This window comes from Dactylosporangium roseum, from assembly GCF_025264685.1.
In the GTDB taxonomy this organism is placed as follows: Bacteria; Actinomycetota; Actinomycetes; order Mycobacteriales; family Micromonosporaceae; genus Dactylosporangium; species Dactylosporangium roseum.
This window is the reverse complement of record NZ_CP073721.1, coordinates 5365048-5385238: the sequence shown is the minus strand read 5'-3', so window position 1 is coordinate 5385238 and position 20191 is coordinate 5365048. Positions and strand designations below refer to the sequence as shown.

Sequence of the window (20191 nt, the reverse complement as noted above, 5' to 3'; positions counted from 1 at the left end):
GGGGGGCCTGCGGAACTGTGCCACAGGGGAGGCGATGGGACGCGACATCGAAACGATCCGGGTGCTGGTCGTCGACGACCAGGTGCTGATCCGGGCGGGTCTGGCTGCCTTGCTGTGCGCCGCGCCCGGCTACGAGGTCGTGGGTCAGGCGGCGGACGGTGACGAGGCCGTCCACCTGGTGAGCGCCCACCGGCCCGATGTGGTGCTGATGGACATCCGCATGCCGGGCACCGGCGGCATCGATGCGACCCGGCGCATCCTTGCCGAGGCCAAGAGCTGGGACAGTCCGCCGCGCATCCTTGTCCTGACCACCTTCGACCTCGACGAGTACGTGTACGACGCCTTGCAAGCCGGTGCGCACGGCTTCCTGTTCAAGGACACGCCGCCGGAGCGGCTGCTGGCCGCCATCGCCACGGTAGCGGCCGGTGACATGCTCTTCGCCCCGACCGTCACCCGGCGGCTCATCGAGGCATACGCGCAGCGTGGTGGTCCGACACCGCCCGAACGGCCGGTCGACCTCGACGGGCTCACCGCCCGGGAACTGGAGGTCCTGCGCCAGGTCGGCACCGGTGCCGCCAACGCCGAGATCGCCGCCTCCCTCGTCATCACCGAGGCAACCGTCAAGACCCATCTCAATCGGGCGATGGCAAAACTCAATCTCACCAGCCGCGCGCAAGCCGTCGTGCTCGCCTACGAGACCGGACTCGTCGTCCCCGGGTCCGGGCCACCACGGTGGTCGTAGACGGGACGCCGACGAGTGCTCGACGTCCCCGGTCACCGAGCGCCGGAGGGTGCGCCTCGTCCGGACCGCGCCCGACCTCTGTTCGCGCGTTCCGGCTCGCACCACGGTGCTCACGAAGACGGCGCCGAAGGCCGGGGACAACGGCTGCGCCGGAACCGTTGGTGGCACGCCGCCCTGCCCGTCGGCATCGGCGACAGCCTCGCGCCCGATCACTTGGGGCCGGACGACGTCGACGGTGACGCGGACGTGGCCGGGAAGCGCTGCGTGCAGACCGGCTTCGCGTTGGCGACCCGGTCGACCGACAAGGCGGCGACGAGCACGAAACAATAGTCGACCGTCGGATTGATGCCGTTGATGCGGATGGAGGTCGTGCCCCGGGCCGCGTTGGCAACGGTCGAAGGTGTGCCACCCGTGGGCGTGCCGACGATGAAGAAGGCCGCTTCGCCGGCGGTGGGATCGCGCCAGGTCAGGGTCACCGCGACCCGTTCATCCGACAAGGCGACGTCCTGCGGGGTGGCATCGAGCGCCGGTGACGCCTGGGGGGTCGGCTTGGCCCCGGGGCCCCGGACCGCGGCGCGGATCATCGGCGCGACGACGAAGGCCGCGACCCCGACCACCGCGAAGAGAACGACGGCGACTCCGACCGTCCGCAGGCTCCGCCGGGAGCGACGCGGGCGGTAGGGGCGGAAGGACTCGTACGCGTCGTCCGACGGGTCGCCGTCCGGTGGCGCACCGGGCGACCCCTCCTCGCGTGACCACCAGCCGTCGTCCAGGTCGAGCACGGGCACGTCGAGCGGCGGTGCGAGGACGGGCGGGTCTACCGGCGGCGCGAGCATGGGTGGGTCTACCGGTGCTGCGAGCATGGGTTGGTCTACCGGTGGTGCGAGGAGCGGTGGGTCTACCGGCGGTGCGAGGACGGGTGGTGCCGGCTCGGCGGCTTGGCCCGGTTCCGGCACGCCGTCCGGCCACGGCTCGCTGGCGTCCCGGAGCGCGGCGGCGAAGTCGGCGGCACTCGCGTAGCGGTCCTCGGGGGCTCGTGCCATGGCCCGGCGAAGCGACGCCTGGAGCCAGAGCGGCACGTCCGGCACCGGCACCGGCGGCGGCGCGGCGTCGTGCAGCACCCGTTCGCGGTAGTCGAACGGATCGGGTGAGGCGTCGCCGTCGACCGCGAAGGGCGGGTGGCCGGCGAGCAGCGTCCACAGCGTGGAAGCGAGGCTGTAGACGTCGGAGCGCGCATCCTGCGGCTGGCGCAGGAGCGACTCCGGCGACGCGTTGGGCGGGGTCAGCCGGTCGAGGGCCACCGTCCCGGCCAACTCGGCAGGGCTCTCGGCGATGTCGAAGTCGGTCAGCGCCGCACCGTCGGTGCCGCACAGGATGTTGGCCGGCGTGACGTCGCGATGGATGAGGTTCATGTTGTGGACGGCCTGCAGCGCCTCGGCCACGGCGATGCCGACGCGCACCGCTTCGGCGACCTCGACCGGCCCCGAGCGGTTCAGCGCGTCGGCATAGGACCCGTCGGGGTAATACACCATCGCCAGGTAGGGACGGCCGTCGACGGCCCGCCCCACGTCGAGCACCCGCACGATGTGCGGGTGCCGGGGCAGACGCCGTAGGCGGGACAGGTCCGCATCGACGCGGGCATCGGTCCGCAACACCTTCAGCGCGACGGCGGTGCCGTCGGCCTCGCGGACGGCGTGGTAGACCGTTGCTTCCGGGCCGCGCCGGATGCGGCCGACGACGCGATACCCCTCGACGATGCGATCGTACAATCTCGTGGTCGTCATCAGCCTGCCTGCCTCATCGGGTGAACATCCAACACGGTGTCGAGCACGGCGGCCATCCCGGCCATCGCTTCGCCCGGCAGTCGCATGCCGATCTGGTGGTCGGGGTCGACCTGCGCCGCGCAGCCGTCCGGGAAGTGCCGTACGACCTCGACGAACGGGGCGACCAGCCAGGGCACGTCGCCGAGGCTCACCTGCAACCGGACCGGCGAGCTGAACAGCACCACCGCCGGGTCTGCGGCCGAGTCTCCGGTCCGCCACCACGCGAAGTCGGGCTTGGCCAGGTCATGGGTCGGCGAGCCCTTCGGCCGCAGCGGCACGACCACGTCGGCGGCGATCAGCGTGTTGAGGTACGACCGCGGGTGCCCGGCGGCCCCGCGCAGCGCCGTGTCGAGCGGGTAGGCGTCGACCGCCCGCGTCGCGAGTTGGGCGATCGCGTCCGGCAGGATGAGCACCTGCGAGCCGTGCGAGCCGTCGACGAGCAGCGACCAGGCCGGGTCCGGCCAGGTGTGCAGGAGGTCCAGGACCGGCCAGACGACGCCCGTCACGACGTGGTCGGCCAGGCTGGCGCGCATCAGCTCCACCGAGGAGAACGCGAACACGATCGGACCGTCGTCGGTCTCGGTCATCGGCCACCCCTCGTCGCTCGGCGAGGTCGGCAGGACCAGGCCGATGTCGAGCAGCGTGGCCAGGTAGGTTTCGTCGTCGTCCCGCCGTGCCGCGGTGTGCAGCACGGTCAGCAGGTGTTCGTCGGCTCCCCACTCGTTCATCGATACCGCCGTCAGGTCGTCGGAGCGGAGCGGATGTATCGCTGGACCGCGTCGTCGCCGTCGGCGTGCTCGGCGAACTGGAGCAGCCGCGCCTCGGTGTCGGCCTTGGCGGCAGCGAGTTCTCGTGCGTCGGGGCGGCGCCACCACGGCGTGAGCCGCACTTCGACCGGACGGGCCTCGCGGGCGACGAGCACCGCCCGGCCGAACCTCATGGTGCGGATCTCGTCCGCGGTCAGGATCCGCCGGCCGAGGCTCTCGCCGCTGGGCGTGTAGATGTCGCCCAGCAGCTTCGAGACCTCTTCGAGGTCCTCGACGGTGCCGCCGCCACCGGCGACGATCCGGATCGCCGCGTGGTCCCACATCGCCGCCGCACCCTCCTTGCCCCACTTGTCCCGAGCCTGGCTGAGCGACCGCAGGTACACGTGCAAGCTGATCGACGACTTGCCCATCAGGCCCATGTATCGCGGCAGGCTGGCCATCGGCGAGATGAACCCGGCCTCGTTGAGCTCGAAGCTGGCCGGGGGCTCGAGCCGTCCACCGGGCATCCGCGCGGCGATGGCGCGCATCTTGCCGAACAGGTCCTCCACCAACATGGTGACCAGTGGCGTCACCGGATTGACCCCGCGCTCCTTGCCGAGCACGTACAGCGTGTTGCGGCCGGCGACGAACCGCCGCACGTCGAAGACCTCGTTCGGATCCGGCGAGCACTCCCGCTGGACCCCGGCGTCGAACAGGCAGCTCATCGACTGGACCACGGCGGCCCACCGCGCGCTGCGGGTCTCGGCGTCGGTCTGCATGCTCGCTTCCAGTTGCTTCGCCCAACCGGGCGCGCCGACCCGGGCCTCCTCGGCCCGGCGGAGCAGACGCAGGGGCTCCGGGTCGGCGGGCTCGGTCGCCCACGCGACGACATCCGCGATGCCCTTGCCGTGCAGCGCGGCCGCGTGCAGGTAGCAGCGCAGGATGACGATCGCCGACGTCACGACCGAGTAGCTGCCCTCGTCGCCGAGCGTGAAGCCGGCCTGTTTGACGAAGACCTTCGCGCGGTCGTCGGCCGTGTCGGGTGACTCGCAACCGCGGACCGGCGACCAGCGCATCCGCTGGTACCACTTGGTCATGTTGTTCGGATCGAAGACGTACACCTCACCCAGGGCCGCACGGTGCTCGTAGGTGGTGGTGAAGGCCTCGACGCCGGTCGTGACCACGACGCAGGCACCGGGTGCGTCGAGCGTGAACGGCGTGCAGAAGTGCGCGTCCTTGCCCTGCCGGGGCGGGGCGACGATGAGCACGGTGTCTTCGACCGACGCGTAGAGCTTCTCCCGCGACCGGTAGTCCCGGCCCAGGAAGAACCCGACGTCCAACGGCCGGACGGGCCCTCGCCGGGCGACCGCGGGCCGGGCCGAGAGGCCCCGCCGGACGGTGGCCTTGGCGCCGATCAGCCGCCGGATCTCCCAACCGGACGCGAAGCCGAGCCGCATCAGCCGCAGCCCGCGCCGGCGCCGCCAGTTCAGCGAGAGTTTGACCAGCCAGAACGCGACGGCGCCGAGCAGCGCGACGAGCGTCAGAAAGATGAGGTACACCAACCAGGCCGGACCGATGAGCACACCGGCCGCTGTCGCCCACGCCCGTGCGGGGTCACCGGGTGTGTCCTTCCAGGCCAGGATGATGGGGACGAGGTCGTGCCGGAGCGACGACCGTGGCCAGCCGTGCCCGGTCAGGACGGCCGAGAGCTGGCCGGCGAGCCAGAACGCGGCGCCGACCGCGCCGGTACAACCACCGAGCCCGAACAGGGCAACGATGAGCTGACCCCCGAGTTTGTCGTCGTCAGGCTTCGAAGCCACCGGTACCTCCAGGGTGGAACGTCACGATTGGTGCATGGCCCAGCGGAAGTCGGTGTTGCCCAGTCGCTTCTCGATGTCGGTCGGTTCGAGGTGGACCGGGATGCCGGCCCGGCTACCGACCTTGATCAGGAAGTTGCCCCGGCCGACGATGTCGTTGTCATGCGCATCCCACGACGGTGGGGCCGACCACGACAACACCTCGGCGCGTTCGGCCTCGGACAGCGGTCGAACCTTCGCCACCGAGTCGAGCTCCTGGTCCGACGACGGTCCGATCATCAGCACAGCGGCTCGATCGGCGAAGCCGCGCGCCTTGGCCCGCTCCTCCAGCGTCGGCAGGGCCTCGAGGTCGGCCAGGGTGTGCGTGATGAACGCGACGCCGGTGCCCTTCTGCCGGTTGAGCCGGGTCAGCGCGTCGGCGCGGTCGACGAGGCCGTGCCCGACCCGCAGCGCGCGCCACAGCTCGTCGAGCACGGCGAAGAAGGTGCGCGGCGGTGCCAGTCCCAGGTCGGCCATCCGGTGTGCCGCCTCCACCTTGCCGAAGCCGTACGACCAGGTGGTGAGCAACGCGGCCGCGGTGCGCAGCTCGTCACTCTCGTCGATGCTGGAGATGTCGACGCACACCGCCGGGGTGTCGAAATCGATCGGTACGGTCGTCTGGCCCTCGAAGGTGCTGCCGAGCGCGCCGTGCAGCAACGCCAACATCGTGCGCTGGAGATTGGCGGTGTCGTCCTGGTACCTCGGGATGTCCGAGTCGCGGTGCCACAGGGTCACCGCACGTACCTCCGGCGGCGCGTCGCGGATGACGCGGACCACGTCCGAGAGCACCGGTTGCTCGTCTCCTTCACGCTCCCCGAGGTATCGCAGGGCGGCGGCCATGACGGTGGCCTCGTCGGCGCCGACCGGTCCGCGCCGGGCCAGGGTCGCCAGCGCGAGCAGCATGTTGAGCCGCCGGTCGGCCACCACTGCCCGGATCTGCGCGGCGGCCTTCGCGTCGGCCCTGCTCAACACGTCGCGCCAGGGACCCGCGTCGAGTGGGTTGATCCGGTCCAGGCCCGGTCCGACGCGGATGACCTGCCCGCCGAGCGCGGCCACGAGCGCGGCGTAGTCCGGTTTCAGGTCGCCGAGGATGAGTGGGGTGACGCCGCGCGCGGTGAGACCCAGGACCATCCGTCGCACAGCCGTCGACTTGCCCATGCCGGGTTCGGACTCGATGAACACGCTCGGGTTGTTGATCAGCCGGGCACGGGTGTACCAGGAGATCGGGTCGAAGCACACGGTGGCACCCGTGTAGAGATGACGACCGATGGGCACGCCGACCATCGGCGTGGCGGAGCCCGTGCCGAAGGGCCACAGCCCGCAGACCTGGACCGTGGTGCCACGGTACTCGGTCGGTGCCTCGATCCAGGAGTGCCGCCCGCCGCCCGGACCGGCGTAACCGGTGCGGGTCGGTCGTCGCACGCGGGTGGGTTGCTGCGCCATGCGATGTCCTGTTCGCTCAGTATGGGATGCTGGCGTGGGCGTTGAGCAGCACGCCGGTGGGCAGTCCCGCGGCGAACGCGGCCGCCTGGCAGCCGTACATGGGCCGCAGGGACAGCCGCGCCTCACCGGCCCGCGACCGGATGATGCTGTTGGCTTCCTCGAGGTCGGCCTCGGTCTCGACGGTGGCGGTGACCAGCACGGTGAAGCGCACGATGCCGGCCCCGACGGCCTCCTCCTCGGCGGCCTGGTCGGCGGCCGCCACGTCGACGAGGTCGCGCGCGGTGGGCTGCGGCTTCTTCGACGCGGTGAACCGCGCGTCGCGCTTGTCGGTCTCGACCAGACGCGCGGCCTCCGCAGGTTTGAACGGCCGGTACATGATGGTGGTGCGCTTGCGCAGCAGCGTCGGATCGGGCTCGGAGAGCCGGCTGAACGTGTTGGAGAAGACCACGCCGCGGGGCGCCTCCGCCATGCCCCACGTCCGGCTGATGCCCGAGTCGTGCCGGTAGAAGTCCCACGCCTCTCGGGCGGCGACCGGCCCGACCTGGGACCATTCCAGGCTCGTCTCGGTGTCCCGCTCCAGATCCTGGTTGACGGCCGGGTCGTAGGCGCCCCGCACGACCCGCATCAGCGCGTCCGCGGTCAGCGGCACGATCGCCGAGCCGCCGGCGCCGGTCAGCCCGGCATGCAGGTAGGGCAGGCGGGCCGCGACCTCGCGACAGGTGTCCTCGTGCGACCACTTCCGACCCGCCGGCGGGGTGAACGTGAGTGACACCAACGTGTCCACCTTCGCCGATCCGGCCGGATACGTGCGTACGACCTCCTCCAGCACCCGCCGGGCCAGCGCCGGAGCGTCCGGCCGGGTGGTCGCCTCCACCTCGGCCGTCAGCGCCGTGCCCGGGTCGGGCGTCGTCTCGACCGAGACCTGCGCCTGCACCAGCATCGGCTCCCGGCACAGCGAGGACAGCCAGCCCGCCAGCCGCGCGACCCGGGCGTCGATGACCGGCTGGTCGACCAGGTCGGTGCCCTCGGGGGCGCAGCGCAGCGTCACCGTGTAGTGGCGGCTCTGCGGCACCACCACCACGGCGATCCGCCCGGCCCGGCCGGTCTCCACCTCGAACAGTTGCGACTGGGCGAGGATGCCGGGCAGCTTGTGCTTGTCGGTGACCGGCGAGGCGATGCCGGAGAAGTACATGTGCTGGCGGGCCGAGCGCCCGAGCCACCACGATATCCGCGCGGCGAGTGCCTGCAACCCGGTGCGCCCGTTGATCCGGATGGCCAGGGGCGTGAGCACCAGCGCGCCGACCACCGCGGCGATCACCGCCGCCATGAAGGACACGACCAGCAACGCCGCGGCGATGACGATGACGACGAACGCGGCGATCGTGCCGGCCGGGCCGAGCCCGAACAGGCCCGCCCGCGTGCCCAACCGCCAGTTGCCGTAGGTGCGCTGCCGGCGGGCCGGCTCGGTCATGGACGCTGCCATCAGTAGTCGGCCTCGTCGATCCCCGAGGCGGCGGTCGCGCCGATCTTCCGCACCGCGTTGGCGGGTGCCTTCGCGACCATGTAGACCGCGGCGAGGGCGGCGCCGATCGGAACGGCCGCCGCGGCGCCGCTCGCAGCACCACCGGCCGCAGCGCCGCCCGCCCCGGCCGTCGGCGCACCGCCGGTCGAGGCGGCGGTCGCGGTGGATGATGGCGCGGGTGACACGACCTTGGAAATACCGCCCCCGGGCCCGGTGACCTGGCCGCCTCCTCTCTTGGGGACCATGACGCCGTCCGGCCCGGGGACCATGCCGTCTTTGCGGTCCGAACCCGATGCCTTCTGGTCGGGCAGTTTGGTGCCGGACGGTGGCTTGCTGTCGCTGCCGCTCGGCCCGTCCTTGAGCGCCGCCGTGCCACGCGCCCGCAGCTTGTCGAAGAACGGCGCCGCACCGTTGGCGACCGACAGCGTCGACGAGGCCCTGCCCATGCCGCTGCCCTGGTCGTTCCAGCCGGACGTGGCTATCGTGATGACGGGCGAGATCAGCCGCATCAACGCCGGCAGCGCGACTATCGCCATGCACATCGCCACGACACCGGTGATGAAGGTCGTCAGGTCCTTGCCCTTCTGCATCATCCAGAACGCCCCGGCGTAGATCGTGCCGGCGACGGGTTTGTACAGCGCGAAGCTGATCAACCAGGTGACGTATCGCCGGCGGACCGCCTGACCGCCACTGGTCATTCCGATCGCGCCGGCGAGCGGGAGGAGCCCCACGAGAAAGATCAACGCCGCGTTCCGCGCGAAGAACAGCAGCATCTGCAGAAGACCGGCGGAGATCAACATGATCAGCAGGAATATGGCCATGAGCGACGTGATCCCCGTGGTCAGCATCCCGGGGAGGGCCATGAGCGCATCGTTGAATTTGCCGCTGGTTGCCGCGTTCAGAATCCACTCTGTGTAGAGGTCACCGGCCTCGGTCACCAGGAGCATCGCCCCTGCTCCGCCGGCGCTGAGGACCGCCAGCCAGGCGACGCCCTTGGCGAGCTCACCTGCCTCCTGCCCGTTGCGCTGCAGCGCGATACGTCCGCCCGCGATCATGAACGAGGTGACCATGATCGCGAGCGTGAGCCACTGGGTGTGGTTCATCAGTTGGTCGATCGTCGACTGGCCGGAGCGCAGCGTGTCTTTGGACGAGACGTTGACCCAGGACGTGACGGTCAGCTCCAGGACCTCGACCGCGGACTTGACCATCTCCGTCGAGAGCCAATTGAACACCTGCTCGAAAAGGTTGGATGCGATGCCGCTCGGATTCAGATCGGGGACCGAGGGGAGCAGGCAATTAAATAGATCGACGTCCGGTCTGCACATCTACTGGGCTCCCCACGGGATGAAGTCCGTCAGGTCGGTGACGGGACGCACCAGCGAGGTCCACGATCCGTCCGGTGGGGCAACCATGCGCCAGTCGCCGTCGCGCCACCACACCGTGGCAGTGGCAAGCTGGGACGAGTCGGTGCCGTTCGGCACTTGCAGCAGCAGGTCGATCACCGCCGTCTCGGGGCGGTAGGACCGGAAACGGAAGCCGGTGAGCTGGGCCGGCCGACCGGGATCCGTTGGCTCCTCCGGCAGTGCCCGCAACTTCGCGAGGAGTTGATCCCGATCCGCGCTGGGCACGAACTGCTCCGTGATGGTAGGCTCCCACACCCGCCGTCCGTTGTAGTATCCGGCCCGCGTCATCAACTGGGCCGCCGCGGTCAGCGCACCCGTCGGCGTGTGCGCGTAGCCGCTGGCGGTCGTCTCGGTGATCCGGCGTGGACCGTCGGTGGCGCTCACCGGCACCGCGACCTGCCCGAACAGTTGCCAGGACACATCGTCCGGCGGTGCGGTCGGTATGTCCGTCGGCAACGAGGACTCCTCCTCGTCCGGCGGCGACGCCGCGTCGACCGAGGGGGCGCCGGTCGCCGAAGCGCCCGAATCCCCTCCGGCCGACAAGGCCACACCGATCCCAGAAAGCACCACCACGACCATGAATGCCGCAGCGGCCACGAACCCGGGTCGGGTCCACGGCTGCCGCGGGCCCGCGTAGTCGGGCTGCTCCACGCCTCGCCACATGGTGTCGTTCCCCTTTCGCGACCGCGCGGGTCAGAGCATCGCGTTGACGATGTTGACCGCCCCGCCCACGAGGATGCAGCCGAACAGCACCCAACCGAGCTGCGCGACGTTGGCATCGTTGCCACCACGCCAGGAGATCGCCATCTTGGCGCCGGTGATGATGACACCGACGACGCAAGCGGCGGTGGCGATCCAGTAGACCCAGCCCATCAACTGCTGAATCTTGCCTTCGAACGGAACCTTTGCGTTCTTGTTGGGCGACGGTGCGGCCCACCCGAAGTCCGGGGTCGCGTCGGCGATGCTCTGGACCTGGTGGTGTATGGCATCGATCAGGTACATGGCTTCCTCACTTCGAGACGATGGCACGGCTGAGGGCATGGCGCAGGGCGGCGACGTCGGGCGGCACGCCGACGTCACGGGCGTCGTCGGCGGCCAGGAACTCCTCGACCCAGCCGACCCGCCAGGTCGCCGGCACCCAACCGGACACCAGTCGCAGCCGCTCGGCGGCGCGGCGCGGTGGGCGGCGGCTCGACGCGGCGACCGCCACGACCCCGAGCAACTCGGTCCGCGGTGGGACCAGCCGGCGCTTCCACTGCTCGACGGCCACCGTCGCCGCCCGGGTGCCGGTGGCACTGACCCGGCACACCAGCACCACACGTGCGCTGTCGTCCGGTGGCGGGGTCGGCCACGCGGCGTGTGCGTCGGCGCCGAGGTCGGTGAGCCGCGCGAGGGTTGTGGCGCCGGCGCCGCCGTGGCAGCCGATCCACCACAACGCCGGCCACTGGTCCGATGGGGTATGCCGCGGGCGGGACACCACCGGCAGGCCCGGTTGCGGGGTTCTTGCTGGCGATGAGTCAACCATGCCGGGGGCGTCCAATCGGATCTGGCGAATGCTGGTGGACTGTAGCACCATGCTGATGCCCGTATTTTGCAACAGAAGCAGCGATCCAGGAAGGGGTGACGATGGGTCGAAGCATGCTGTTCACGGCCGTACTGCTGGCTTTCTCGGCATTGACGGCCGGCTGTTCTGGGCAGCAGTCATCGCAAACTGAGCAACAGCCGGCAATCACACGCACGTCGCTCCAGATGTCCACTGTGGACCCACTGGTCGGTCCGGCGTCACCGCCGGCCCGGAAGGCCGCCGATTTCGCCGCCGCGTGGGTGCGCAAAGACCTCCCCGCCGACCGGTGGTGGGCCGCGATCGCGCCGCTGTGCGAGCCCGGTTTCGCCGAAGCGCTGCGCGGCACGGAGCCGGGCACCGTGCCGGCGTCCGTGGTGTTCGGTCGCCCGGTCGTGCTGAACCGACCGGCGCCGAAGCTGCTGGGCCTCTATCGGCTGACCACCGACACGGGCACGTTGTTCGTCACCGTGGCCGAGATCGACGGCCGATGGCTGGTCACCGACAACGAGTTCATTTGGGGTGAGTGGTGAACAAGCTTCCCGTCTACCTGACCGTGACCGCCATGGCACTGGTGGTCGGCTGTTGTTGCCTGTCGATGGTGCCCGGCCTGGCCATCGCCCGCGAGCGGTCGATGTCATGTCTCACTCCCGGCGGCTCCGGGGGATTCAGCAAAGCCGACCAGATGGCCAACGCGCGGACGATCGTCGAGGTCGGGGTGAAGTTGCGGGTGCCGCGGCGCGGCATCGTCGTCGCGATCGTGGCCGCGATGACGGAGTCCGATCTGGTGAACATGTCCGGCGGCCACCTCGACTCGGCCGGGCTCTTCCAGATGCGGCCGAGCATGGGCTGGGGCAGCTATGCCCAGGTGACCGATCCGGTCTACGCGAGCACGAAGTTCTACTCGGTGCTGTTGAAGGTGCCGAATTGGCAGAGCCTGCCGCTGGATGTGGCGGCCCAGAAGGTGGAGCGCAGCGGCCGCCCGGACCGGTACGGCCAGTTCGTGGCACGGGCGGAGGCGATGGTGGCCAAGATTCTCGGCAGCGTGTCGCCGTCCACGGGTGCCCAGCTCGACCAAGACCCGTGCGGTATCCCGCCGAAATGCGGCGACGTCGACCTGTCCCTCACCCTGCCGGCCGACACACCGCCGGCCGTCAGAACCGCCATCGGCTGGGCACTCAGGCAGTGCGGCACGTCGTACGTGTACGGTGGCGACTGCACCGACGCCCACTCGAGCAACCTGAGCAAGCACTGCGACTGCTCCTCGCTGATGCAGATGGCCTACCGTGCCGCTGGGTACAGCATTCCGCGCGTGACGTTCGACCAGATCAACCTGCCGATGCGTGTTCCCGGCCTCAGCCAGGTGCGGCCGGGAGACCTGCTGTTCAAGGCCGGCGCGTACGGCACGCCTTCCAATCCCGGGCACGTCGGCATGTACATCGGCAGCGGCCTGATCGTGGAGGCCCCGAAGACCGGCGAACTTGTCCAGATCAACACGCTTGCGAGATGGTCCCGCAGTGTCGTCGGCATTCGACGCGTTGTTCCGGCCAACCGCCTGGTCTGAACCCGTTCGGCACATCAGCGCCACCAGAGCGGGCGCGGGTCGATCCACCAGGTCAACCGCCGCCGCGGGCCGGCACCGCGGCGCAGCGCCCGCCGCAGTGCCCGCATCTGTTGGGCGACCCGGTCGGCGTCCGACCCCTGGAGCGCGGCGGTGTCGAAGCCGGCGGTGTTGACGACGGCGGCGAGCGCCGGCGCGTCGCCGCGCCACCGCTCGCCGGCCGCCGCGGCCGCCAGTCCGGCCACCTCGGTCACGACGAGCGCCGCGGCCGGCGCGTGCCCGGCGAGGCGCAGGCTGTGGCGCAGCTCGGTCCAGGCGGCCAGGACCCGCGCGGCCGGTGCGCCGCGCCGCACCGCGACCGTGCCGCGACGCACGCGCAGCGCCACCGTGCCGAGCACGACCAGCAGCACCCCGCCGACCGTCGCGCTGAGCGCGGCGCGCCGGCCGCCCCGCGGTGCGTCCACGTGCGGCACCCGTGCGGCGTCGTCGGCCGGTTCCGGATCGTCGGTGCGGTCGCCGTCGTCCGGCTCGGGTGCGACGCTCGGCGTCGGGCTGGCCGGCGGCGGCGCCGCACCGCCCGACACGTCCACTGTGGAGGACGGCGGCGTCGGGTCGAATGGCACCCAGCCGGCGCCGGAGAGGTAGACCTCCGGCCAGGCGAGCGCGTCGCCGGCGCGTACCACGTACCGGCCGGAGCCCATCGCCCGGCCGGGGTCGAAGCCCACGGCGACCCGCACCGGCATCGCCAGCGCCCGGGCCAGGACCGCGAACGCCGTGGCGAACTGCTCCGACGTGCCGCGCCCGCCGCCCTGAGCCGGGGAGTGGAACAGGAACCGCTGCACGCTCGGATAGCCGTTGCCGCCAGGTGCTGTCGGGTCGAAGCGGTAGTGCTCGCGCAGATGGTCGGCGAGCCTCCGGGCCTGCTGATACGGGCTGCCCGTGCCGGCCGCCGTCCGAGCGAGCTCGGAGAGCCGGCCGGAGTCGCCGGCCGGCAGCGACCGGTAGCTGTCGAACGCCTCGTCGCCGGGCAGCCGCGCCTCGGCCAGGCGGGACTGCACCCACACCGGCGGCACCGCGGTGACGGTGTACCGTACCGCCGGGCCCAGGCCGTCCGGTGCCGCGACGGTGCCGGAGCCGGCGTCCACCGCGACTCGCACGCCGCGCACCTCGCGGGCCCCGTCGGGCACCGGCAGCCAACCACCGGCGAGCCCGGTGATGCTGATCTCTTGGTGTACCGCCGTGGATCCCGGCTCCGGCGCCGGTCCCAGAACCGCACCGGCGGCCCGGTATTCCGGTGCCGGCAGCCACGTCACGCCGGTGAACTCGGGCAGGGTCACCCAGCGCAGCCGCGCCGGCCGGTCGCTGCGCACCTCGAGCAGCGAGCGTTCCGGATCGGCGGCCCAGCCGGACAGCAGGCTCAGCGGATTGAGCTGCTGCGGCTGCTGGTACGGCGGCACCACGTGCGCTCGTGGATCGGGCGGCTGCCTGCCGGTGGCGCCCAGAACGGCCGGGCCCAGCCAGCCGGTGACGCCGGCGAACACTACCGCGAACCCGGCGCAGCGCAGGGCGAAGGCGCGGTCGACGCGAGACCGGCCGAGCACACCCAACAGCACGACCAGGGCGGCGGCCAGCGCGGCGGTGGCGCGATAGGCCGGCGCCGACGGCGGCCCGGCCAGTGCGACGGCCCCGGCGAACAGCGCCATGGGTGGCAGCGCGGCGGTCGCCGGGCGACCCGTCGACAGCAGCAGCACGGACGCGCTCGCGGTCAACCAGGCGGCGCCGACCGGAAGCGCGACGGTCTGCAACGTGAGTGGCACCGGTACCGCACTGGTGAGAATGCCGGCACCGGAGTTGGCGACGGCCGTGACGCTGGCGGCCAGCCACGGGCCCGGAGGCCGGGGCAGCCACCCTCCGATCGCCACGACCGCGCCGCCCATCACGACGACGCTGATGAGCAGCGCGACGGCGGGGGAGCGGCGCAGGGCCCGAGCGCATGCCGCCACGCCCGCGCCCCCGGTGGCGGCCGCACCCAGCAGGGCGGGCAGGTGCCCGCCGGCGTAGACGGCGGTGACCGGCAGCGCGGCAGCCGTGGCGGCGGCGACGACGGCACCGCCGGCCAGGGCCATCTGAAGTCTCACCGCACCATCCCGTTCCACGCGTCGACGAACTCCCCGGCCGAACCGGCGACGATCGTCGGAATGTCGGCGGGCAACGGGTGCGAGGGCGCCGGGCCGCCGAGGACCACGAGGAGCGCCCGGCCGCGCCCGCGCTGCGCCGCCAGTGCCGTCCGGAGGTCGGCGCCGAGCCCGGTCACCACCGCGAGGGTGTCGCCGGCCCGGCCCAGGCCCAGCCGGCGAGCGGTGCTGACCAGATCCACGCGCGGCACCGGCCGCAGCCGCGCCAGCAGGTCGAGGCCCGCCTCCGTCGTCTCGACCGGCAGGCGGCCGGAGGCCAGCCACAGCACCACGGGCAGTCCGGCCCGGCCGGCGGCGACCAGGATGGACGCGGCGGCCTCGACCGCGGTCTCGACCGCCTCGGCGTCGCCCCGATATGCCTCGGCGCTGTCGTCGACGAGCAACACCAGCCGCGGCAGTGCGGCATCGACGTGCTCGCGGACCATCAGCGTGCCGACGTGCGCCGACGTGCGCCAGTGCACCCGGCGGAGATCGTCGCCGAACTGGTACTCGCGCAGCGCGTGGAACACGATGCTGCCGTACTGGGCGCCGTCGGCGTTCCCGTCGGGGCTCGGCGACAGCCCGGCCGGCACGCCACGCAGCGGATGCCAACGCGGGCGCACCAGCAGGCCGGCGGGTGCACCGACGGCGCGCCGAGCGTCGCACAGGCCGAGCAGGTCGCGTCGGCCGACGAGCAACGGGCCCACGCGAAGCTCCCCGCGCTGGTCGGTCGGCACGTCGTAGGAGACACGCACCGGAAGGCCGCCGCGCACTCGTACCGTCGTGACGGGCGCGGCCTGTTCGCCGGCCGGGCCGGCGACCGGGTCGACGATGCGCAGCACGCGCGTGCCACCGGACGCCGTGTGGATGTCGAGCGTCGCGCGGCACCGTTGCCCACGGCCGACACGGGTCGGCTCGATGGTGCGGTCGACGCTGAGCCTGGGGGGTAGGCCCACCCAGCACGCGGCGAGCACGACCGCGAGCACGCCCGCGCTGCCCAGGTCGGCCAGTTCGCGATAGCCGGCCGCCAGCCCCACCGCGAGCAGTGCCACGCCGGCGGCGAGCACGGTCCAGCCGCGGGGGGTGGGCATCAGGGATCCCCGCTCAACACCGGAAGCGGTGCGGCCACCTCGTCCAGGATCTCGGCGATCACGTCTGCGGCGGTACGCCCCCGCACGGCGGCGTCGGGCGTGAGGAGCAGCCGGTGCGAGCACACCGCGGGCGCGAGTGATTTCACGTCTTCGGCCAACGCGTACGGCCGGGCCTCGGTCAGGGCCGCGGCGCGAGCGGCGCGCGACAGCGCGACGCAGCCGCGCGGCGACAGCCCGAGCCGCACCTCCGGGTGCCGCCGCGTCGCCACGGCGATGCGGCGGATGTAGGCGTACACCGCGTCGTGGAGCACGACCCGCGTGGCGAGGCCGATCATGCGGGCCACGTCGTCGGTGGTGGCCACCGGGACGATCGTCTCGGGCGAGCGGACCGCGTCGCCGCGCATCACCTCGATCTCGTGGGCCTCGTCCGGGTAGCCCACCGACACCTTCATCAGGAACCGGTCCAACTGCGCCTCGGGGAGCCGGTAGGTGCCGTCCATCTCCACCGGGTTCTGCGTAGCGCAGACGAGGAACGGCCGCGGCACGGCGTGCCGGACGCCGTCCACCGTCACGTGGCGTTCCTCCATCACCTCCAGCAGCGCCGACTGGGTCTTCGGTGAGGCCCGGTTGATTTCGTCGGCGACGACGACGTTGGCGAACACCGGACCCGGATGGAACTCGAACTGCCCCCGCGCCTGGTTGAAGACCGTCACGCCGGACACGTCCGAGGGCAGCAGGTCGGGGGTGAACTGGATGCGGCGGAAGTGCCCGATCACGGTGGCGGCGACGGCGCGGGCCAACGTCGTCTTTCCCACGCCTGGCACGTCCTCGACCAGCAGGTGGCCCTCGGCGAACAAGGCGATCAGCGCGAGCCGCACCACGTCGGCCTTGCCCAGCAGCACCGATGAGATCGACGCCGCCATCCGGCCGGACACCTCGGCGAAGTCGGTGAGCTCGGTGTCGTTCAGGCGCATTTGGGCACCGCGCTCACCTTGTCGCCGTTGTCCAGCGTGGCCCACACCCAGCTAATCCAATATCCGTCGTTCATCTTCAGCCAGATGTTGCTTTCCTTGTTCTTGTTGTAGACGTACGCGTACATCTTGGTGCCGGTGGCACGGCAGACCACATTGATCCTCGCGCCGGGCTTGAGCCGGTGATGCGAGCCGTCCTCGACGTAGCGCGGCGAGGTGAAGACGCCGATGCCGCCATTCTTGACGCAGTATCTGGGGTTGGGGTTGGTCGGCTTGTCGACGCACGTCACCCGGCCCGGCCAGGCCGTTTGGCTGGTGGTGCGCTTCGCGCTGGCACTCGCCGAGCCGAGCGCGTTGGTGGCCACCACCTTCACCGTGTACGTCGTCTTCCCGGACAGGCCGGTGAAGGTCGTGGTGGTGCAGCCGTCGGCCGACTTGCCGCTCGGCGTGAGCGTGAGGTGGCAGGTGGTGGGCGATCCGCCGGTGTTCACCGAGAGCTTCACCGTCACCGACGTCGCGGTGGCGGTGGTGCCGCTGATGACGACCGTCGGGGCGTCACGAGGCACGACCTCGTTGCTCGCCGGGCTCGCCGGGCCGGCCCGCCCGGCACTGTCGACGGCCGTCACGGTGAAGGTGTAGGTCTTGCCGAGGGAGAGCCCGGCGAACTCGGTGGTGGTGCCGGTGACCCGCTGCACCGGATCCGCGCCGGCCACGCCCGCCCGCCGCGGTGTGACGACGTACTCCCGGGCATCCGCCACGGCCGGCCAGCTCACCGTCACGACATTGCGGTCGGCGGTGGCACTCGGCCGGCCGGGCGCTGCCGGTGGGGGACCGGTGACCGGGGTGACGGGACCGGACAGTGCCGGCGGCCCCTCCCCGTAGCGGTTGCGTGCGGTCACGCGGAAGCGGTACGTCGTGCCGTTGCTCAGACCGGTCACGACGGTGCTGAGCGTGTCGCCGTCCACGGTGCGGGAACCGCCGGTCCACACCACGGTGTACTGCTGCACCGGTGCGCCGCCGGACGCGGCACGGCCCCAGGTGAGCGACACGGCGCCGTCTCCGGCGAGCGCCGTCACCGGCACCGGCGCGCCGGGCGGTTGCGGTGTGGCCGGCGGAGCGGACGGCGCCGGCGCCGGCTCGTCCTCGGGACCGGGCTCGTCGGGCGTGAGCGCCGGCGTCGGCAGGGTCTTCGCGGTCGGCGGGGCCGGCCCGCTCGGCGTGGCCGGCGGCGTCGACGGGGGAGCGGACGACTGGTTCGCCGGGTCGGCGCCGGCGCTGCCGCTCGGTGCGGGGCTGGCCGGGGGAAGCGGGTGCTTTTCGACCACCTGTACCCCGCCGTGCTGGTCGACGATCGACGCGGACGACGAGTCAGGTGCGTTGACGAACAGGTGCTGCTCGCGTACCTCGAGCTCCAACGGCCCGTCCGCGTCGGGCACCGTGATACTGCCGACCGGCCTGCCGTCGGCGCCGAAGACCCGTACGGTGTGCGTCTGCGCGTCTGGCACGTAGACCCGGCCGGCGAAGGGCACGGCCGGTGCGGCATCGTCCGACTTCGGCAACGGCAGCCGTCCGACCGGTCCGTTCTTGTCGACGTCTTGAACCGTCACCACCGCCTCGGCCTGCGGTACCGTCACCGCGACGAGTGTGCCGACGGTCCGCTCCGGTACCAGCGCGCCGGTGAGCGGAATCGGTGAGGTGCTCCGGTGGACCCGATCGCCGACCACCGCGACGATGGCGGTGCCGCCGCGGTCGACGGCCAGCACGCCGCTGTCCAGGGCACTGACGGCGAGGTCGTGCCCGGGCGGCGCGACCGGGACGGTGCTGGCCACGGAGACGCTCCCGCCGGTGATCCGCAGCCCCACCACGGTGCCCTGGCTGGGCAGGCCGACCCAAAGCGTGTTGGAGGTGTCGAAGGCCGCGCCGCCGACGAGGGGCGCCGGCAACTGCAGCGGCGCGCCCAGGGCCTGCAACGTCGTGGGGTCCACGGCCCGGATCAGCCCGGTCGTGCGGTTCACGAGCGCGGCGACGCCACCGGACAGCGCCGCGACGACGTCGTCCCGGGTGCCGATGCCGAGTGAGCCGGAGAAGCCCATGCGAGCCAGATCCACCGAGGTGACCCGACCCGTGTCGAGATCGTGCAGGAAGACGAACTGGTCGTCTTGGGTCACGCGGACACGGTGGCCCTGCGAGTCGGCGACCGGTTGGCGCAGATCGACCCCGCCCGAGCTGGAGTTGACCCGGGCCACCTCACCTTCGGTGCTGCTCCACAGCCAGGCGTCTCCGTCGACGACCTCGGGTGCCTGCCCGGTCGCGCCGAGCCCGAAGATGGTGCCGACCAGACCGGCCGCGACCGCCAGCGCCAGGCCGCCGGACACGTTGCGGCGAAGGAGACCTTTCGCCGCGAGAAGCCGGTTCATGCCCCACCCTCCACGGTGGCCGACTCGTCGCCGATCGCGGCGGCGAGCTCGAGGAAGGCGGCCCGCGTCGCCCGTCGCAGCCGGTCCAGCTCCAGGCCGGCCCCGCCGCTCAGGCCGGGATCCCAAGGCAGCCGTACGACGTGGGCGGCATTCCGCGGTACGGCATGCCGGTGCCCGGCCCGTCGACCCAGCCGCCCGGCTCCGGTGACGGCGACGATCGCGGTGTCGGCCCGGCTCGGGTCGATGCCGCCCAGCCGGTCGAGGGTGCGTTCGGCCGCGGCCACCGCGTCCGGTTCCGGGGTGGTCACGACCACGACCCGATCCGCGCGGGCCAGCGCGCTGTGCCCGGTGTCGCCCGCGTCGTCGCCGACGTCCAGGACGGTGAACACGTGGTCTTCTCGCAGGTCGGCGATGAGCCGGGCAAGCGTGGGCCGGGCGAGCGGGGTGTCCCAGGACGCGCCGTCGACGATGCTCACGCCCGCGGTGCGCAGCGGTTCCACCACCCCGGCCGCGAAGGCCGTCGCGTCCGGCGCCGACAGGCCACCGATGCGCAGACCGAGGGACGCGGTGCCGGTGCGGGCGTCGGCCAACGCCACCTCGCCGGGCCAGAACGCGGCCGTGGTCAGCGCCAGGCCGGCCGCCGCCGACGTGGTTCCGACCCCGCCCTTACCGGCGACGAAGGCGACGACCGGCGACCCGATCGGCCGCCGGCCGGCGATCGCCGACCAGGACCGCTCGCGCGCGACCCGGGCCGGACCGGCCCGCATCGCTTCGATGGCCCGGCCGATCAGGCCGGGCGAAGCGGCGGGCCGGACCGCCGGCCCCGCCACGGTCCGGCGTGGACCGACCCGAACCACGGCTCTGGGCTGCGGCGCCGAGCT

Annotated in this window: 17 protein-coding genes; 3 read left to right on the top strand and 14 right to left on the bottom strand. The window is 72.1% G+C overall.

Translation table 11 applies throughout. The annotated features are described in order from the left end of the window. Positions 1 to 34: 34 nt before the first annotated feature. Positions 35 to 742 (top strand): response regulator, encoded by a 708-nt coding sequence (locus Drose_RS25165; RefSeq protein WP_260723781.1) that lies wholly within the window; start codon positions 35 to 37, stop codon positions 740 to 742. 209 nt (positions 743 to 951) lie between these two features. On the opposite strand, the gene Drose_RS25160 is transcribed toward Drose_RS25165, so the two are convergent. The 9 genes from Drose_RS25160 to Drose_RS25120 are packed head-to-tail and all read right to left on the bottom strand — an operon-like array spanning position 952 to position 11060. Then, a complete protein-coding gene (locus Drose_RS25160) occupies positions 952 to 2526 on the bottom strand; it encodes a serine/threonine-protein kinase (RefSeq protein WP_260723780.1) in 1575 nt (524 codons plus the stop codon). Then, complete coding sequence (locus Drose_RS25155; protein WP_260723779.1) at positions 2526 to 3293, bottom strand: hypothetical protein; 768 nt, start codon at positions 3291 to 3293, stop codon at positions 2526 to 2528. The genes Drose_RS25160 and Drose_RS25155 overlap by 1 nt, the downstream gene beginning before the upstream one ends. An 11-nt stretch (positions 3294 to 3304) precedes the next feature. Continuing rightward, the gene (locus Drose_RS25150; RefSeq protein ID WP_260723778.1) at positions 3305 to 5131 is read right to left on the bottom strand and encodes a type IV secretory system conjugative DNA transfer family protein; all 1827 of its coding nucleotides are present in this window, start codon (positions 5129 to 5131) and stop codon (positions 3305 to 3307) included. A gap of 21 nt (positions 5132 to 5152) precedes the next feature. After that, complete coding sequence (locus Drose_RS25145) at positions 5153 to 6610, bottom strand: ATP/GTP-binding protein (protein ID WP_260723777.1); 1458 nt, start codon at positions 6608 to 6610, stop codon at positions 5153 to 5155. A 16-nt stretch (positions 6611 to 6626) separates the two neighbouring features. Continuing rightward, complete coding sequence (locus tag Drose_RS25140; RefSeq protein ID WP_260723776.1) at positions 6627 to 8093, bottom strand: SCO6880 family protein; 1467 nt, start codon at positions 8091 to 8093, stop codon at positions 6627 to 6629. Then, the gene (locus tag Drose_RS25135; protein ID WP_260723775.1) at positions 8093 to 9457 is read right to left on the bottom strand and encodes a hypothetical protein; all 1365 of its coding nucleotides are present in this window, start codon (positions 9455 to 9457) and stop codon (positions 8093 to 8095) included. Before Drose_RS25135 ends, Drose_RS25140 begins: the two co-directional genes overlap by 1 nt. After that, positions 9458 to 10198: a CCDC12/cwf18 family protein gene (locus tag Drose_RS25130; protein WP_260723774.1), complete on the bottom strand. Its 741-nt coding sequence runs from the start codon at positions 10196 to 10198 to the stop codon at positions 9458 to 9460. Positions 10199 to 10228: 30 nt separating this feature from the next. Then, positions 10229 to 10537, bottom strand: a complete 309-nt coding sequence (locus Drose_RS25125) for a TrbC/VirB2 family protein (protein WP_260723773.1) — start codon at positions 10535 to 10537, stop codon at positions 10229 to 10231. 7 nt (positions 10538 to 10544) lie between these two features. After that, positions 10545 to 11060, bottom strand: a complete 516-nt coding sequence (locus Drose_RS25120; RefSeq protein WP_260723772.1) for a hypothetical protein — start codon at positions 11058 to 11060, stop codon at positions 10545 to 10547. A 113-nt stretch (positions 11061 to 11173) separates the two neighbouring features. Between Drose_RS25120 and Drose_RS25115 the strand changes: the two genes are divergently transcribed. Further along, entirely contained in the window at positions 11174 to 11629 is a 456-nt protein-coding gene (locus Drose_RS25115; protein ID WP_260723771.1) for a hypothetical protein, read from the top strand. Beyond that, positions 11626 to 12660: a C40 family peptidase gene (locus tag Drose_RS25110; RefSeq protein ID WP_260723770.1), complete on the top strand. Its 1035-nt coding sequence runs from the start codon at positions 11626 to 11628 to the stop codon at positions 12658 to 12660. The genes Drose_RS25115 and Drose_RS25110 overlap by 4 nt, the downstream gene beginning before the upstream one ends. A gap of 14 nt (positions 12661 to 12674) precedes the next feature. Here the strand turns inward: Drose_RS25110 and Drose_RS25105 are convergent, their stop codons facing one another. Genes Drose_RS25105 through Drose_RS25085 form a run of 5 tightly spaced genes read right to left on the bottom strand, consistent with a single transcriptional unit; the run spans position 12675 to position 20167 of the window. Then, on the bottom strand, positions 12675 to 14795 hold the full coding sequence (locus Drose_RS25105) for a transglutaminaseTgpA domain-containing protein (protein ID WP_260723769.1): 2121 nt from the start codon (positions 14793 to 14795) through the stop codon (positions 12675 to 12677). After that, positions 14792 to 15922 carry a DUF58 domain-containing protein gene (locus Drose_RS25100; RefSeq protein ID WP_260723768.1) on the bottom strand — a complete coding sequence of 377 codons (1131 nt, stop codon included), beginning with the start codon at positions 15920 to 15922 and terminating at the stop codon, positions 14792 to 14794. Before Drose_RS25100 ends, Drose_RS25105 begins: the two co-directional genes overlap by 4 nt. Further along, entirely contained in the window at positions 15922 to 16896 is a 975-nt protein-coding gene (locus Drose_RS25095) for an AAA family ATPase (RefSeq protein WP_260723767.1), read from the bottom strand. Before Drose_RS25095 ends, Drose_RS25100 begins: the two co-directional genes overlap by 1 nt. Then, a complete protein-coding gene (locus Drose_RS25090) occupies positions 16887 to 19310 on the bottom strand; it encodes a fibronectin type III domain-containing protein (protein ID WP_260723766.1) in 2424 nt (807 codons plus the stop codon). Before Drose_RS25090 ends, Drose_RS25095 begins: the two co-directional genes overlap by 10 nt. Further along, positions 19307 to 20167 (bottom strand): MinD/ParA family ATP-binding protein, encoded by an 861-nt coding sequence (locus tag Drose_RS25085; protein ID WP_260723765.1) that lies wholly within the window; start codon positions 20165 to 20167, stop codon positions 19307 to 19309. The genes Drose_RS25090 and Drose_RS25085 overlap by 4 nt, the downstream gene beginning before the upstream one ends. Between the last annotated feature and the right edge of the window lie 24 nt (positions 20168 to 20191).